The organism is Streptomyces sp. NPDC002276, from assembly GCF_053891435.1.
Map to the genome: position 1 here is coordinate 332641 of NZ_JBSFCQ010000004.1, position 15720 is coordinate 348360.

Consider the following 15720-nt stretch of genomic DNA (forward strand, 5'->3'; position numbering starts at 1 on the left):
TTCTTTGGACCGGTCCATAAACTGTCCTCGCCACAGTGGAACCCATTCGTCCTGATGTCAATACGTGGACGTCAACACCGAGTGTCCGCGCCTTTGACACGGGGCGCGACCGCGTGGAACGGTCCAGCCATGAGTGCTCCGACCATCCGTGATGTCGCCGAGCGGGCCGGTGTGTCGAAATCCCTGGTCTCCCTGGTGCTGCGCGGCTCCGAGCAGGTACGACCGGAAAAACGGCAGGCCGTGTTGGCCGCGGTGGCGGAACTCGGCTACCGCCCGAACGCCGCCGCCCGCAGCCTCAGCGAACGCCGCACCCGCTCGGTCGGCGTCCTGCTGAACGACCTGCGCAACCCCTGGTTCGTGGAACTCCTCGACGGCCTGGGCTCCCGCCTGCACGAGAACGGCCTGCACATGATGCTGGCCGACGGCCGCCTCAACCGCCATCTCGGCGAGGACCTCACGCGCATCTTCACGGAACTCCGCGTCGACGGCCTGATCGCGGTGGGCACCTTCCCGGGATCTGACGAATTCCTCACCGCCGCCACCCACATCCCCACGGTGATCGCGGGCGCCATCGAACCGGTCCTGCGCCACGTCGACGTCGTGGCCGGCGACGACTCGTACGGCGCCACCCTGGCCACCGAGCACCTCATCGACCTGGGCCACCGCCGCATCGCCCACATCGCCGGCCAGGGCGTCGCCGGCGAACTCCGCCGCACCTCCTTCGAAATGGTCATGCACGCCCACGGCCTGACCGACCTCGCGACGGTCGAACAGGGCGACCACACGGAGGAGGGCGGCTACCGCGCGATGGTCCGTCTGCTCACCGCCCCGCAACGCCCCACGGCCGTCTTCGCCTTCAACGACATCGCGTGCGTCGGCGCGCTCTCGGCGGCCGAGGAGTTGGGCCTCCAGGTGCCTCGGGACCTGTCCCTCGTCGGTTACGACAACACGTACCTCGCGCGCCTACGACACCTCTGGCTCACCACCGTCGACAACGGCAGCCATGACATCGGCCGCCGCGCCGCGCAGCTCCTCGTCCACCGGATGAAGGACCCGAGGCGGGCGGAGGAGACGGTGTTGTCGGAGCCGAAACTTGAGGTGCGGGGGAGCACGGGGTCGCCCTCGACGGAGTAGCTCCGACGCGGGCATGATCCGTACGGTGTCGAACGAATCCACGGAAGCGCGCCGCCCGCCCCTGCTCTGGGAACAACACTGCTGCCTGGCCCTGGAGAAGAACGCCGACGTCGGTGAACTCGCCCGCTACCGCAGACCCGGCGGCAGCTTCGTCTCGGTGAACGTCGGCTACGCGCCGCACGGCGCCAACGACGTCACCGGCCTGGTGGCGAGTTGGCGGGAGCGGATCGCCGCGGACGACCGGCTGCGACTGGTCGCTGCTGTCGACGACATCGACGACGCTGTGCGCGCGGGGAGCGTGGCCGTCGCCTTCGACTTGGAGGATTCCGGGCCGCTGGAAGGGGACTTGGACCGGGTCCGGCACTTCTACGACCTCGGTGTGCGCACCATGCTGCCGAGCTACAACACCCGCAACGCGGCCGGTGGCGGTTGCCTGGACGCGGTCGACGAGGGACTCACCGGCTACGGGCGGGCGCTGGTACGGGAGTTGAACGCCGTCGGCATGGTGGTGGACGGCTCGCACTGCGGTGCCCGTACCGGCCTCGACCTGTGCGAGGTGTCCCAACTCCCCGTCGTCTACAGCCACTCCAGCATGCGCGCGGTGTGGGACCACCCCCGCAACATCACCGACGAGCAGGCCAGGGAGTGCGCCGCCACCGGCGGGGTCGTCGGCATCACCGGCGTCGGCATCTTCCTCGGCCCCAACGACGCCTCCGTGGAGGCCCTCGTACGGCACATCGACCACGCGGTCGACCTCGTCGGGCCGGAACACGTCGGGATGTCCACCGACTACCCGTTCGACGCAGGGGACTTCAATGCGATGCTCGAACAGAGCCCGGAGCTGTATCCCGAGTGCTACACCCGCTGGGGCGCGATCGAATTCATGCCGCCGGAAGGCCTGTTGACCGTCGAGGGCGCGCTGCGGGCCCGGGGATATCCCGAGGACGCCGTCGCCGCGATCCTGGGCGGCAACTTCCGGCGGGTGGCGGCGCGGGTGTGGCGGTAGCGGGCGACCGGCCCGCCCGAGCCCGCTCCGGGCCGGACCGACCCGGCCGGACCACCGCGCGATGTGACGTCACGCGGCGCGCCCGTTACGTTCGTGGGGACGACGGGAACGCCGGAAGAGGAACAGCATGAGCAGCCGCAGCACGGGCGAGATCACGCGCATCGAGGACGCGGCGCTCACCCTGGCCGCGCAGGCCGGTGACGTCGCCTCCCTGGGGCTGCTGCTGGAACGGCACCGGGCCGGGATGCGCGCGGTCGCGGTGAGTGTGCTCGGGCCGGGGCCCGACGTCGACGACGTGGTGCAGGACGCCGCGCTGACCGCCCTGCGGCGGATCGGGGACGTGCGCGACCCGGAGGCCGTGGGCCCGTGGCTGCGGATGATCGTGCGCAATGCCGCCCGCTCGCTGCTGCGCGGCACCGTCGACCTCCGGCCCCTCGACGACCTCCATGTGCCCGCCACGGACTCCGGCCCGGAACGGTGGCTGGAGCACCACACGATGCGGGACTGGATCTGGGAGGCCATCGAGGAACTGTCGCCCGCGCTCCGACTGCCCCTGGTACTAAGGCACTTCAGCGTCGGCGTCACCTCGTACGAGCGGATCGCGGAGGCCTGCGGGATCCCCGTCGGCACCGTCCGCAGCCGCCTCAGCCAGGGCCGGGCCAGGCTCGCGCTGGCCCTCGCCGCCACGGCCGACGCCCCGCACGGCGACGCGGGCCGCCGCACCCGCGCCAGTCGCGTCGAGGCCCGCGAGACCCTGGAGGCGGCCGAGAGCGGGCACTTCGGCAAGCTGGTCACCGAACGGTGGTCGCCCGAGGCCGCGTTGGTCCGCGGCGGTGAACCGGTCGGCGGCAGAAGCCTGTTGGTGCGCGGAATGGAGTGCGACCTGGAGGCCGGCGTACGGCAGCACCTCGCGCACGCCGTGGCCGGCCGGTCGCTCGTCGTCTGGGAGATGGACATCAGCAACCCCGACGACGACCCCGAGCACTGCCCGCCCGCCGTGGCCTGGCTGATGAGTCTGGACGCCGCCGGACGGGTGCACCGCCTCCGCCTCGTCCACCCCCGGCCGGTACCGGTCCCGCACCACCTCCTGGTGTGACGGGCATCACGCGACCCGTTTCGAACTTCGCCCTTTCTCCCGCGTCCTGTCCGTGTCATCGCCGCATCGGCACGTGCCGGACAAGGAGATCCCATGAGCACCACCCCTTCGACCGACCCGCTCGCCACCGGAACGCACACCGTCGAGATCGACGGAGTCACACAGCGCTACCACGTCCATGGGACCGGTCCCGTGTGCGTCGCGCACTCCGGCGGACCCGGCATCTTCTGGGAGTACCTGCGCATGCCCGCGCTGGAGGAGCACCTCACCGTCGTCTACCCGGAACCCGTCGGCACCGGCGCCTCCGGCCGGCTGCCCACCCACCCGCACGGCTACACCCGGGCTCGCTACAGCCACTTCCTCACGGCACTGATCGACCACCTCGGCGTCCCCGAGGCGCACCTCCTCGGACACTCCCACGGCGGCTTCGTCGCCCAGTACCACGCGCTGCACCATCCCGACCGCCTCGCGGGCGTGATCCTCTACGAGAGCGCGCCGGTGACCGGCCCCGAGCACGGCGCCGAGGCCATGCGCCTGGTGCAGGAGTTCGCCGCCCGGCACGCCGACAACCCCGGGCTCCCCGAAGTCGTTGAAGCGTTCCAAAGCATCCCCACCATCTCCGACGACGCGGGGACCACCGCCGTGGCCCGCGGGCTCTTCCCCGCCTACTTCGCCGACTTCTGGGGCCGGGAGGCCGAGTTCGCCCCCGTCCGGGAGGCCGTGGCGGCCACCCACATCTCCGGGCTGGCCGAGGACCACACCCCGGACGTCGTCGACGACCGCGCCACCCTCGGCGCACTCACCGTGCCGACCCTCGTCCTCGTCGGCCGCCACGACTTCATCTGCGGAGTGCGCTGGGCCGAGGAACTCCACGAACTCATCCCGGGTTCGGAGCTGGTGATCCTGGAGAACAGCGGGCACTTCGGGCACCTGGAGGAACCGGAGGCCTTCGCAAAGGCGGTGACCGCGTTCGTCGAGGCCACCGCCCGCAACTAGGTCGGCCAATTCCCGCAACTAGGTCATTCGGTCGAAGCCCCGGCGGACGGCCCGCCCTAGCGTGGAGCCGTCCGGAGGGTTTCCGACAAACAAGGAGCAACGGCATGAGCGCCGTCAAGAACATCGTCCTCGTGCACGGCGGATTCGTCGACGGTTCCGGATGGCAGTCCGTGTACCGCCTGCTCACCCAGGACGGATTCCGCGTCAGCGTCGTACAGAACCCGACCCTGTCCCTCGAAGGCGACGTCGCCGTCACCCACCGCGCCCTCGACGCCCTGGACGGTCCGGCGGTGCTCGTCGGCCACTCCTACGGCGGCGCCGTGATCACCGAGGCCGGCCGCCACGACAAGGTGGCCGCGCTCGCCTACATCGCGGCCTTCGCGCCGGACAAGGACGAGTCGGTCGGCACCCTGGTCGCCGACCCTGCGCCCGGCGCGCCCGTGCCGCCGATCCTGCCGCCGGTCGACGGCTTCCTGTTCTTGGACCGGGACAAGTTCGCCGCGTCGTTCGCGGGCGACCTGCCGGCCGAGGACGCCGCGTTCCTGGCCGACGCCCAGGTGCCGTGGGGCCTGGACGCGCTCGGCGGTACGATCACCGAGCCCGCCTGGCGGACCAGGCCCAGCTGGTACCTCGTCACGACCGAGGACCGTATGATCCCGCCGCCGGTCCAGCACCGGATGGCTGAGCGAGCGGGCGCCACCGTCTCCGAGGCCGAGGGCAGCCACGCCATCTACGTCTCCCGGCCGGAGGCGGTCGTGGAACTGATCAAGCAGGCCGCGGCCGACCAAGGCTGACCGTGCGGCCCGCCGGGGTCGCTGGGGTCGCTGGGGTCGCCGGGGCCACCCGGTACGCCATTCCTTCCGACCCCCAGTGACCACCTGCACCCCCTGCGCCACCTGACCCCCCGAACCCCTGACGACTCGACCCCCCTGACAACCTGACCATCCGTCAACTCTCCGCGACAGCCCGCCTGTTCCCCTCAGGCGGGCTGCCCGCGTGCCCCTCCCGGGACCACCCGAGAAAGAAGCAGCACCTTGACGACCGTCGTGCAGCCGTCCGTCGCCGAGCAGTCCGAGGCGGAGGCCCTCTACCGATTCCAGACGGAGACCCCCGAGCCCGTCCGCACCGCGCTCGGCATGAGCGCCACCCGGATCGGCGGCGGGGTGGTGCTGTCGATGCGCAACGACAGCACCCACTTCTGGAGCAAGGCCCTCGGCTTCGGAGTCACCGCCCCCGTCACCGCCCAACTGGTCGAGGAGGTCTGCGACTTCTACCGCGCCGAGCGCACCCCGCAGGCCGTCCTACAGATCGCGCCCGCCTTCCTGCCCGAGGACTGGCCGGAGATCTGCGCGCGGGAGGGCATCGTTCGCGCCCCGTCCTGGGTCAAGCTCGTCTGCCCGACCGACGAGGCCGTCGCGCGCGCCGACGCCCTGGACCGGTCCGACGGCATCCGGGTCACCCCGCTGGCCGCCGAAGAGGCCCTGGAATGGGGCACGGTGATGATGCGGGCCTTCGGCACGCCGGTCGAGCACTACGCCGAGATGGCCGCGTCGACCGTGACCCGGCCGGGCTGGCACCCCTACGCCGCCTGGCTGGACGGGGAGTTGGTCGGCACCGGCACCCTGCTCGTCCGCGGCGAGACGGCGCAGATGTTCGCAGGCGGCGTACTGCCCCACGCGCGCGGTCGCGGCGGCCAGACCGCGCTGCTCGCCGCCAGGGCCCGCGCGGCACGGAAGCTCGGCTGCCGGGTCCTCGTCGCCGAGACGGGCGCCGAACAGCCCGGCACCCACAACAGTTCCCTGCACAACATGCTCCGCCTCGGCTTCGAGGTCGCCTACGAACGCCCCAACTGGCGTTGGCACTTGAACCCCGACGAGGCGGGCACGACCGGGAACTGAGCCGAGGGCGTCACGGAACAGGGGCGGTCGGCGCTGGGTGTGGGGCGTGGAGCACGGCGATCGCCGCCTCGAACAGGTCGAGGTCGTGGTCGACGAAGTCCGTGACTCCTGTCGCCTCGGCGGCGTCCGTCGGCCCGGCTGGCCGGGCCGAGACCGAGGGGATGCCGGTCCTGCGGACCGCCGCAACGCGCTCCGCAGTCTCACCCGTGCCGGTCGGTGCGGATCGCGACTCCGAGGAAGTCCACCGGCAGTCACAGGGCGCGGGGTGCGGGGCGTGGGGTGCGGGGTGCGGGGTGTGGGGCGCGGGGCGCGGGGCATGACCCCGGCCTCTCGTCCGGCGTGTCGAGCACCGACAAGACCCGGACCCGCGGCGCCACTTCGTGCACATGTCGTGAATGGCGTGCTACGTCATCTTCTGCCCCGCGCTGGTACGTTGCTCGGGCGTCGGAGCCGTCCGGCGCCCCACGCACCCGGGAAGAAGGAGAGGCGTCCAGTGGCCCCGCACGGGACGCGCCGCAGCCTGTCGGCCCTGTTCACCGCCGCCCTCGCGTTCGTGCTGCTGGCCGGACCGGCCTGCGTACCCGGTGGTGAGCCCTCGCCCCGGCCCGCGCGGGCGGCCCCGGCCCACCCGTCCGGCCCGCCGACGGCCTACGGCGCCTACGTCGGCTACGGCCCCGAAGCCGTCCGCCGCGTCGCGGAGTTCGGCGCCTGGCTCGGCCGGCCCGAGCCCCGGGTCGGCCACGCGTATCTGCCCGGCGACACCTGGACCGGCATCGAGGGAGCCACCGGCGACCTGGACCAGTGGGCTCAGTGGCGCCGCGCCCGCCAGGACCGTCTGCTGGTCCTCAACGTCCCGATGCTGGACCGCAACGAGGCCCACCTGCCCGACGACGTGGTCCGCGCCGAGTTGAGGGACGGGGCGAGCGGACGCTACGACGACCACTTCCGCGCACTCGCCCGCCGTCTGGTCCAACTCGGCGCCCCCGACACCGAGATCGTCCTCGGCTGGGAGATGAACGGCACCACCTACACCCACCGCTGCGCGCCCGACCCTGCCTCCTGGAAGCGGTACTGGACCCGTATCGTCGCCGCGATGCGGTCCGTCCCCGGCCAGCGCCTCCGCTTCGACTTCACCCCGAACCGCGGCCACGACGCGATCCCCTGGACCGACTGCTACCCCGGTGACGCCTACGTCGACGTCATCGGCATGGACGCCTACGACGCCCCCCGGGGCCTGTCCTTCTCCGGCCAACTCACTGAACCGTACGGCCTGTTGGCACAGGTCGACTTCGCCCGTGCCCACCACAAGCCGATCGCCTATCCCGAGTGGGGCCTGTTCGACAACGGCGACAACCCCACCTACATGCGCGGCATGCTCACCTGGATGGCGGGACAGCGCCCGCTCTACCAGACCATCAGCGACTACTGCCCGCACGGAGTGTGGCGCTGCCGCGCCAACCCCAAGTCGGCGGCTGTATACCGTGCCCTGACGGATCATCAACAGTGAGGACTCATCAACAGTGAGGACGCGGAACGGCACCGCCCGGAGAAGAAGGCGATGCCGTTCGTATGTGCCGTCGAACTACCCCGCTACGCCGTCCACTTCACGTTCGGATTCACCTGGCCGGTCCAGTTGAAGATCGCCATGTTGTCCCAACCGTCCCCGCTGGTCGCGATGTTGGCCGGGTCCCAGCCGTTGCCCGTGACCGCGTACCAGGTCGGTTCCCAGTAGAAGACGCCGATCGCGCCCGCGCTGCGCGCCGTGTTCTGCACGGCGGTGAACTCCGCGCCCTGGCCCGCCCAGGTGAGCGGATACCCCGAGCAGCCCGACGTCACAGAGTTCGCCGTACTGTCCGCGTCGGACGAGGTGAACGGATAGGCCGTCTCCGCGATGATGACGTCCTTGCCGTAGCGGGACTTCATGTCCGAGACGACGCTGCCCATGTTGGCCAGGGTGCCGTGCCACATGCAGTAGTAACTCAGCCCGGTGATGTCCCAGTTGACGCCCTGCGCCTTGATGCCGTCGTAGAACCAGCGGGCGTTGGAGTCGCTGTCCGCGTCGGCGGTGTGGATGATCACCTGGGTGGAACTGTTGCACGCCTTGGTCGCGTTGTAGCCCGACTTCAGCAGCAGTCCGAGGTTGGTGAAGCTGTTGTTGACGACCTTGCCGTCGTCCCACAGCATGCCGACGTTGATCTCGTTGCCGATCTGCACGCTGTCCGGGGTGGTGCCCTGCGACTTGAGGCTGTTGCAGACGTCGTAGGTGTAGTTGTAGACGTCGGTCTGGAGTGCGCTGATGCCGTGGCTCGACCAGGCCGCGGGCTTGTACTGCTTGCCCGGGTCGGCCCAGGTGTCGGAGTAGTGGAAGTCGATCAGCAGCTTGAGGCCCTTGGCCTTGACCTGCTTCGCGTAGGCCAGCACCTTCGCCTTGTTGTTGTAGCCGCTGGCGGGGTTGTTCCAGATCCGCAGGCGGACGTAGTTGACGCCGGCGCCCTTGAGGATGTCCAGCGGGTCCTTGGCGGTCCCGCTGGAGTCGTAGTACTTGGCGCCGAGGTCGATCGCGCGCTGCGCGGACGAGACGTCGGCGCCGAGCATCGTGAGGGAGTTCGCGGCGGCGGCGTCGGTGGGGGTGAGCATCGCCGCCGGCAGGGCGACTGCGGCCAGCAGCAAGGCGGCCTTCACTATGCGGCCCGGGATTTTCACGGGGTACCCGACCTCCTTGGGTCGACTGACATGCGCATGCGGGTTGGGTTCTGAGAACGTTCACAGTAAGAGAGGTAACAGGCACTGTAAATATGTGTGACGGTTGTATTTCCCGCAGCTGGTGGACGTGAAGTCCGTGCGAAGGGGGTGGGAACGTACACAACTCGCACCGCACAGTCGTACCGCGGTACTACGCCCGCCCTCGCAACAGCCCCTCGGTACGACGGGTTCGGGGCCCCTGTCCTCCTAGCGTTGCCGGTGTCCAGTCGGGGCAGTGGCACGTGAACGTGAGGGATGGCGATGATCGAGGCGCAACAGCTGACGAAGCGGTACGGGGAGAAGACGGCGGTCGACCGGCTCGACTTCGTCGTCAAGCCGGGCACGGTCACCGGCTTCCTGGGCCCCAACGGTGCCGGGAAGTCCACCACGATGCGCATGATCGTCGGCCTGGACGCGCCCACCGCCGGCACCGTCACGGTCAACGGCAGGCCCTACGCCGAGCACATTGCACCGCTCCAAGAGGTCGGCGCGCTCCTGGAGGCCAAGTCGATCCACCCGGGCCGTTCCGCGTTCGACCACCTGATGGCGCAGGCCTACACGCACGGCATCCCGCGCCGTCGTGTCGACGAGGTCATCGAACTGACCGGGCTCCAGTCCGTGGCGAAGAAGCGGGCCGGGGCCTTCTCCCTCGGCATGGGGCAGCGGCTCGGCATCGCCGCCGCGCTGCTCGGCGATCCGGCGACCGTGATGCTCGACGAACCCGTCAACGGCCTTGATCCGGAAGGCGTGTTGTGGATCCGCAACCTGCTGACCGGACTCGCCGCGGACGGCCGTACCGTCTTCGTCTCCTCGCACCTGATGAGCGAGATGGCACTCGTCGCCGACCACCTGATCATCGTCGGACGGGGGCGGCTGCTGGCCGACACCACCGTGCAGGACCTGGTCCGGCACGCGGGCGGCGACACCGTCACCGTGGCCTCCGAGCAGCCCGCCCGACTCCGTGAGGTCCTCGCCGGTCCCGGCGTGGAGATCACCGGCGAGGTCGGCTCCGAAGAACTGCACGTCACCGGGCTGACCGCGCGCGCCATCGGCATCAGGGCCGCCGAGCACCGCATCCCGCTCTTCGAACTCAGCGCGCGCACCGTCTCGTTGGAGCAGGCGTTCATGGACCTGACCCGGGACGCCGTCGAGTACCACGGCACCACCACCGTCGAGACCCCCGGGAGGGCCGCGTGAGCACCGCCACCGCGACCGACAGCGCCGCACCCGCGGCCGTACGGCCGGCCCGTCCGCCGTACAAGGTCACCGGGCGCCGCGTGCTGCGCTCCGAGTGGGCCAAACTGTGGTCCCTGCGCTCCACCTGGATCACCCTCGGCCTCGGCCTGCTGTTCCTGATCGCGTTCGGCCTGATCGCCGCCGCGCACTACAAGTCCTCCTACGACGGTGGGCACTTGAGGCCCGACGACGCCAACTCCACCGCGCTCGACATCTCCCTCTTCGGCACCAACTTCGCGCAGCTCGCCCTCGGCGTACTGGGCGTCCTGGTCACTGCGGGCGAGTACTCGACCGGCATGATCCGCTCCACGCTGGCCGCCGTCCCGCGCCGCCTGCCGGTGCTGTGGTCCAAGGCCCTCGTGTTCGGCGTGGTCGCGCTCGGCATCTCGCTCGTCGGGGTGTTCGTCGCGTTCCCGATCGTCAGCGGCATCGTCTCCGGCACCCCCGCCGCCCTCTCCTTCTCGCACGCCGGAGTCGTCCGCAGCCTGCTCGGCGCCGGTCTCTACCTCGGCCTGGTCGGCGTGATCGGCACCGCGCTGGGCGCGTGGCTCCGCTCGGTGGCCGGCGGTATCTCGGTGCTGGTCGCCTCGCTGATGCTGGTGCCCGGACTGATCGAGCTGCTGCCCAGCTCCTGGCAGGACAACATCAGCCCGTATCTGCCGAGCAACGCGGGCCAGGCGATGTTCGCGCTGACGCACGACTCGACGACCCTCTCGCCCGGCGCCGGACTCCTGGTCTTCCTCGTTTGGACCGTTCTCGCGCTGGGCGGGGCTGCCTACCGGCTGGTGAAGTCCGACGCCTGAGCCCCGCGACGCGGCATCCGGCCCGCTCGACGGTCGGATGCCGCATCGGCGTGGGGCCCCACAATGGACAGGTGACCTCCATGAACCCGGACCAGTGACACCGATGAGCCCCGATGACCCCGCCCACGCGCTGTTCGCGGAGACGGACCTCCCGTGGAGCCATCCCGTGGCCGGCCGGCTGTCCCGGTTCGGCCGCCGGGTCAAGCAGGGCGACCGGCGACACCCCTGGGTGCTGGACACGGCTCTGACCGTCCTGGTCCTGCTGATGTTCTGCCTGCCGGACCTGCTGGACGACGACGACGGCCGACGGCGCGGCTTCGACAACAGCTTCATCCACCTGCCCTGGCCGGGGACCATCGCCCTCCAACTGGGCCTGGTGCTGCCGCTGTTGTGGCGCCGCCGCAGACCGACGCTGGCCTTCGCCCTGATCGCCGCGGTGTTCTTCGTCCAGGCCGGTCTTGGGGTCTGGCTGCGTGCCGACGTCGCGCTGCTGATCTCCCTCTACAGCCTGGTCCTGCACGGGCAGTTGCGGCGGCTGCCCGCAGCCTGTGCGGTCACCCTCGCCGCGTTGGGTCTCTTCGCACTGCGGCTGCCGTCCGAAGTGCCGGTCCTGGACGCTCTGTTCGTCCTGTTCAGCACGATCACGGCGGCCGTCGCGCTCGGCTTCGTGGTCCGCATCCGACGCGCCCAGCTCGCCGTACTGCGCGACCGCGCCGCCCGTCTGGAGGTGGAGCGCGACCAGCGCTCCAAGCTCGCCGCCGCCGCCGAACGCACCCGTGTGGCACGGGAGATGCACGACATCATCGGCCACAACCTCTCCGTCATCATCACCCTCGCCGACGGCGGCGCCTACGCCACCGACCTCGCCCCCGAACGCGGAAAGCAGGCCCTGCTCCTCATCGGCGACACCGGACGCCAGGCGCTCGGTGAACTCCGGCGCATGCTGGGCGTGTTGCGCGTACAGAGCCCCACCCCGGACGCCCCCGAACTCAGCCCCCAGCCGGGCGTCGCCGACCTCGACGCCCTGTGCGCCCGCATCCGCGCGGCCGGTCCGCAGGTCGTGTACCGCACCGGCGGCGACCCCGCTGCCCTGGACCGAGGGGTCCAGCTCACCGTGTACCGCATCGTGCAGGAGGCACTCACCAACGCCCTCAAGCACGCGGGCCACGACACCCGCGTCGAACTGACCGTGCACGTCGAGGACGCCCGGGTGCGCATCGACTGCCACGACACCGGCCCGGCCGGGACCGTTCCAGGACCCGCACCCAGCCACGACGAAGGACACGGACTCGCCGGCATGAGAGAACGCGCCGCCCTCTACCACGGCACCGTCACCGCGGGCCCCGCCCCGGGCGGCGGCTGGACGGTACGGGCCACCCTCGACCTCACCCCGCTCGACGCGATCGGGGGAGCGGCATGACGACCGTGCTCATCGTGGACGACCAACCCCTCCAACGCCTCGGATTCCGCATGCTGTTGGAGGCCAACCCCGACACCGAGGTGGTCGGCGAGGCCGGGCACGGCGGCGAGGCGGTGCGGATGGCCGCCGAACTGCGGCCCGACGTGATCCTGATGGACGTACGGATGCCCGGCATGGACGGCATCGAGGCCACCCGCCGGGTCGTCGCGGCCGGCGACCGCTCCCGCATCCTGATCCTCACCACCTTCGACCTCGACGAGTACGCCCACGAGGCACTGCGCGCGGGAGCCAGCGGCTTCCTCCTCAAGGACGCCCACCCCGAGGAACTCCTCGCCGGCATCCGCGCGGTGGCCTCCGGCGACGCCGTCATCGCCCCCGCCCTCACCCGCCGCCTGCTGGACGCCTACGCCCAACACCTGCCGAAACACTCACCGGAAGGTCCTACGGCGGCTCCGGCGGCGGACGACCCCCGCATCCGCTCCCTCACCGATCGCGAGCGCGAAATCCTCCTCGCCATCGGCCAGGGCTGGACCAATGGCGAGATCGCCGAGCGCCTCTTCGTCTCCGAGTCCACGGTGAAGACCCACGTCGGCCGCGTCCTTGCGAAGGTCGGCGCCCGCGACCGCATCCAGGCCGTGATCCTCGCCTACGACCTGGGCCTCGCCCACCCCAACGCCCCTGACCAGTAGGCGAGTTGAGCGTTCGGATCGCGAAAGCTCAACTTGCGCGGCCCGCACGCACAGCTTCGTACGCGCTGTGGACCCTGCCGCGCATCGCGACAACTGTTGCTTCCCATGGCCGAGATCAAAGGGGCTGTGTCCCGCAGAACGTTATTGGGCGCCATGACGGCCATGGCGACCGCGGCGGCCGTGCCGCTGACCGCCGGAGCACCGAGCGCCGAAGCCGCGCCACAGGCGAGACCCGATCTGCTCTACGTCGGCAGCTGGAACGGCGGCCAGGTCTACGGGGTCACGTTCGACCCCGTCCAAGGATCCCTGACCTCCAACGGGCCGGTGGCACAGGTCAGTTCGGGCTGGGTGACGGCACATCCGGACCGCCCGCTGCTCTACGTCGGCAGCCAGCTGAACGGCGGAATGGTCACCGCCTTCGCCGTCGACCGCACGACCGGCGCGCTGACCCGGCTCGGCCAGGTGAGCACGGACAGCGGAGCCACGGCGGGCGGCGGCCTCTCGTACCTCGGCGTGGACCGTTCCTCGCGCACCCTCCTCGTCGCCAACTTCGAGGCGGGCCTCGCCACTTCACTCCCGATCCACCGGGACGGCACACTCGGCGCACCCGTGTCGGTCGTCGTCGACACCGGATCGGGGCCCGGCCCACGCCAGTTGGGCCCGCACCCGCGCCAGGTCGTCGTCGCACCCGGCCGCCGCCACGCCCTGGTCCCCGACTTCGGCGCCGACCGTGTCTTCGTCTACGGCTTCGACGGTACGACGGGTGCGCTGTCCCCGGGCGGGACCGGTCCCGGCGCCTACGCAACCGACCCCGGAGCAGGGCCGCGACGGCTCGTCTTCCACCCGGACGGACGCAAGGCCTACCTGCTGACCGAACTCACCGCCGAACTCCAACTCCTCGACTGGGACGGCGGATCCGGCGAACTGACGCACCGCCAGAGCCTCGCTATCGACTCACCCGACTTCACCGGCACCAAGAGCGGCGCCGAACTCGCCATCAGCCGCGACGGCCGCTTCGTCTATGCCTCAAGTCGCGGTGAGAACACCCTCGTTGTGCACAAGGTCGAGCGGCACACCGGGCTGCTCTCCCTCCTCCAGCGCATCCCCAGCGGGGGTCTGAAGCCCTGGAGTTTCACCGTGCACCCGAGCGGGCGCCGACTGCTTGTCGCCAACGAGGCGAGCAGCACCGTCGACGTCTTCGCCGTGGACCCCCGCACCGGGCTGCTGACCGGCCCCGGAAACTCCCTGTCCCTGCCCAACCCCGACTCCATCGCCGTCTGCGCGCGCTGACGTCCGGCCGCGCCGGACTGTCCATCAATCCTGCGCGGCAAGGGAGTTGAGTGCGAACAGGCAATGCGTTCTCGCGGTGATCGCGCTCTGCCTGATCCTCTGCCAGGTGATGAGCGGACCCGTCGTCCCGGAGCGCGTGGTCAGCAAGCCGACCGACGTGTCCCATGCCCTGTGGAAGCTGCTCGGCTCCTCCTCCGGGTGGACGGACATCAGGGTGACGTCGATCGAGATCCCCGCCAGATCCGCCATCGGTGTGGTCCTCGGCACGGTGATGGGCCTGGTCCTGGGCTCCTTCCCGCTCGCGGGCCGGGTCCTCGAACCCCTGGTCGCCGCCGTCAACGGCATCCCCAAGATCGCCCTCGCCCCGCTCTTCCTGCTGTTCTTCGGCATCGGCCCCTGGTCGAAGGTCGACATCGCGGTCACGGGAGTGTCCTTCGTCGTCTTCCGCAACGTCTACCTGGGACTGCGCCTGCGGGAACGCGAACTCGTCGAGATCGGTCCAGGCCATGGGCGGCCGACGCCACCACGCCCTCGGCCACGTCACCATCCCCACCCTGGCCGCCCCCTTCTTCGCCGCCCTCAAGACCGGCGGCCCGCTCGCGATCTTCGGCGTCATCGGCGGCGAGTTCATCGCCTCCTCCGAAGGCGTCGGCCACGAACTCTTCACCTCCGCCATGAACCTCGACGCCGCGACCGAGTTCGCCAGCTTCATCGTCCTGGTGGTGATGACCCTGATCCTGAACGGCCTGCTGACCCGGCTCGACACCTACGCGCTGAAACGGCTCGGGCACGGCCCCCGGCGACCGGCCCGGCCGCGTTGACCGCTTTCGGTTGACCGCTTTCGTACGACGTCGCAGGTCACGCCCGGTTTCCCGGCCGTCCCCCGGACGGGCAACGGGCAACCCGTCGATCCCGGTGATCTCCCGGGGCAGGCTGATCCCGTCAGCCCGTTCCACACCCTGCGACCACGCAGGAGACCCACCAGGGGGAAACATGCGCAAGATCATGAGCGCCGCCGCCGCACTCGCGACCGCCGCCACCGCGGTCCTGGCGATGAGCGGCGCAGCCCAGGGCGCACCCGCCGGAAACAGTCCCATCTGGGGCTGCCCGTCGGGGGCCGTGTGCATTTACGGCCGGGGAGTGGACCCGGCCGCCAACCCGCACCCGACCGACGTCTACTACAGCTACGGCGCCCACAACCTGAGCAACCAGGTCGGCTACCACTACGTCGTCAACAACCAGTACGGCGGCGCCTCCGCGAGCCTGTGCAAGAACTACGGCGGCACCAACTGCGTCCTGACCATCCCGCAGGACTACCACAGCAACTACGACCTCACCCCCATCAACTCCATCACCCTCAACCGGCCGTAGCGGACCCCCCCCACGGGGAAGACCGCCGGGACCGGTCCA

General features: G+C 70.6%; 15 protein-coding genes and 1 pseudogene. 15 read left to right on the forward strand and 1 reads right to left on the reverse strand.

Annotation, left to right across the window (positions count from 1 at the left end; all coding sequences use genetic code 11):
• The first annotated feature begins 129 nt into the window (after nt 1-129).
• From ACWIHT_RS13480 to ACWIHT_RS13510, 7 genes are all read left to right on the forward strand, one after another.
• Entirely contained in the window at nt 130-1134 is a 1005-nt protein-coding gene (locus ACWIHT_RS13480; RefSeq protein WP_456167593.1) for a LacI family DNA-binding transcriptional regulator, read from the forward strand.
• 25 nt (nt 1135-1159) lie between these two features.
• Nucleotides 1160-2140, forward strand: coding sequence for a dipeptidase (locus tag ACWIHT_RS13485; protein WP_456167595.1), 981 nt, complete (start codon nt 1160-1162; stop codon nt 2138-2140).
• Nucleotides 2141-2267: 127 nt separating this feature from the next.
• Nucleotides 2268-3236, forward strand: a complete 969-nt coding sequence (locus ACWIHT_RS13490) for an RNA polymerase sigma factor (protein ID WP_456167597.1) — start codon at nt 2268-2270, stop codon at nt 3234-3236.
• A 93-nt stretch (nt 3237-3329) separates the two neighbouring features.
• Nucleotides 3330-4232: an alpha/beta fold hydrolase gene (locus tag ACWIHT_RS13495; protein WP_456167599.1), complete on the forward strand. Its 903-nt coding sequence runs from the start codon at nt 3330-3332 to the stop codon at nt 4230-4232.
• Nucleotides 4233-4336: 104 nt separating this feature from the next.
• Nucleotides 4337-5026 carry an alpha/beta fold hydrolase gene (locus tag ACWIHT_RS13500; protein ID WP_456167601.1) on the forward strand — a complete coding sequence of 230 codons (690 nt, stop codon included), beginning with the start codon at nt 4337-4339 and terminating at the stop codon, nt 5024-5026.
• 240 nt (nt 5027-5266) lie between these two features.
• Nucleotides 5267-6130, forward strand: coding sequence for a GNAT family N-acetyltransferase (locus ACWIHT_RS13505; RefSeq protein WP_456167603.1), 864 nt, complete (start codon nt 5267-5269; stop codon nt 6128-6130).
• A gap of 493 nt (nt 6131-6623) precedes the next feature.
• The gene (locus ACWIHT_RS13510; protein ID WP_456167605.1) at nt 6624-7637 is read left to right on the forward strand and encodes a glycoside hydrolase family 26 protein; all 1014 of its coding nucleotides are present in this window, start codon (nt 6624-6626) and stop codon (nt 7635-7637) included.
• A gap of 83 nt (nt 7638-7720) precedes the next feature.
• Here ACWIHT_RS13510 and ACWIHT_RS13515 read toward each other — a convergent pair whose 3' ends face one another.
• Nucleotides 7721-8833, reverse strand: coding sequence for a glycoside hydrolase family 53 protein (locus tag ACWIHT_RS13515; protein WP_456167607.1), 1113 nt, complete (start codon nt 8831-8833; stop codon nt 7721-7723).
• Between the two features lie 300 nt (nt 8834-9133).
• On the opposite strand from ACWIHT_RS13515, the gene ACWIHT_RS13520 reads away from it, so the two are divergent.
• From ACWIHT_RS13520 to ACWIHT_RS13555, 8 genes and pseudogenes are all read left to right on the forward strand, one after another.
• A complete protein-coding gene (locus ACWIHT_RS13520; RefSeq protein ID WP_399117386.1) occupies nt 9134-10069 on the forward strand; it encodes an ABC transporter ATP-binding protein in 936 nt (311 codons plus the stop codon).
• On the forward strand, nt 10066-10911 hold the full coding sequence (locus ACWIHT_RS13525; RefSeq protein WP_456167609.1) for an ABC transporter permease: 846 nt from the start codon (nt 10066-10068) through the stop codon (nt 10909-10911). The genes ACWIHT_RS13520 and ACWIHT_RS13525 overlap by 4 nt, the downstream gene beginning before the upstream one ends.
• Before the next feature lie 103 nt (nt 10912-11014).
• The gene (locus tag ACWIHT_RS13530) at nt 11015-12331 is read left to right on the forward strand and encodes a sensor histidine kinase (protein WP_456167611.1); all 1317 of its coding nucleotides are present in this window, start codon (nt 11015-11017) and stop codon (nt 12329-12331) included.
• Nucleotides 12328-13020: a response regulator gene (locus tag ACWIHT_RS13535; RefSeq protein WP_456167613.1), complete on the forward strand. Its 693-nt coding sequence runs from the start codon at nt 12328-12330 to the stop codon at nt 13018-13020. The genes ACWIHT_RS13530 and ACWIHT_RS13535 overlap by 4 nt, the downstream gene beginning before the upstream one ends.
• 105 nt (nt 13021-13125) lie before the next feature.
• Nucleotides 13126-14310 (forward strand): lactonase family protein, encoded by a 1185-nt coding sequence (locus tag ACWIHT_RS13540; RefSeq protein ID WP_456167615.1) that lies wholly within the window; start codon nt 13126-13128, stop codon nt 14308-14310.
• Nucleotides 14311-14581: 271 nt separating this feature from the next.
• Nucleotides 14582-14743: pseudogene (locus ACWIHT_RS13545) on the forward strand (ABC transporter permease); the annotation flags it as partial.
• Between the two features lie 73 nt (nt 14744-14816).
• Nucleotides 14817-15131 (forward strand): ABC transporter permease subunit, encoded by a 315-nt coding sequence (locus ACWIHT_RS13550; RefSeq protein ID WP_456167617.1) that lies wholly within the window; start codon nt 14817-14819, stop codon nt 15129-15131.
• A 172-nt stretch (nt 15132-15303) separates the two neighbouring features.
• Nucleotides 15304-15681, forward strand: a complete 378-nt coding sequence (locus ACWIHT_RS13555) for a hypothetical protein (RefSeq protein WP_456167619.1) — start codon at nt 15304-15306, stop codon at nt 15679-15681.
• The last annotated feature ends 39 nt before the right edge of the window (nt 15682-15720 follow it).

What these genes read in the sequence shown, in the direction of transcription:
- ACWIHT_RS13535 (WP_456167613.1), top strand. Translation starts at nt 12,328, where the DNA reads ATGACGACCGTGCTCATCGTGGACGACCAACCCCTCCAACGCCTCGGA.
- ACWIHT_RS13555 (WP_456167619.1), top strand. Translation starts at nt 15,304, where the DNA reads ATGCGCAAGATCATGAGCGCCGCCGCCGCACTCGCGACCGCCGCCACC.
- ACWIHT_RS13480 (WP_456167593.1), top strand. Translation starts at nt 130, where the DNA reads ATGAGTGCTCCGACCATCCGTGATGTCGCCGAGCGGGCCGGTGTGTCG.
- ACWIHT_RS13495 (WP_456167599.1), top strand. Translation starts at nt 3,330, where the DNA reads ATGAGCACCACCCCTTCGACCGACCCGCTCGCCACCGGAACGCACACC.
- ACWIHT_RS13540 (WP_456167615.1), top strand. Translation starts at nt 13,126, where the DNA reads ATGGCCGAGATCAAAGGGGCTGTGTCCCGCAGAACGTTATTGGGCGCC.
- ACWIHT_RS13490 (WP_456167597.1), top strand. Translation starts at nt 2,268, where the DNA reads ATGAGCAGCCGCAGCACGGGCGAGATCACGCGCATCGAGGACGCGGCG.
- ACWIHT_RS13530 (WP_456167611.1), top strand. Translation starts at nt 11,015, where the DNA reads ATGAGCCCCGATGACCCCGCCCACGCGCTGTTCGCGGAGACGGACCTC.
- ACWIHT_RS13520 (WP_399117386.1), top strand. Translation starts at nt 9,134, where the DNA reads ATGATCGAGGCGCAACAGCTGACGAAGCGGTACGGGGAGAAGACGGCG.
- ACWIHT_RS13500 (WP_456167601.1), top strand. Translation starts at nt 4,337, where the DNA reads ATGAGCGCCGTCAAGAACATCGTCCTCGTGCACGGCGGATTCGTCGAC.
- ACWIHT_RS13550 (WP_456167617.1), top strand. Translation starts at nt 14,817, where the DNA reads ATGGGCGGCCGACGCCACCACGCCCTCGGCCACGTCACCATCCCCACC.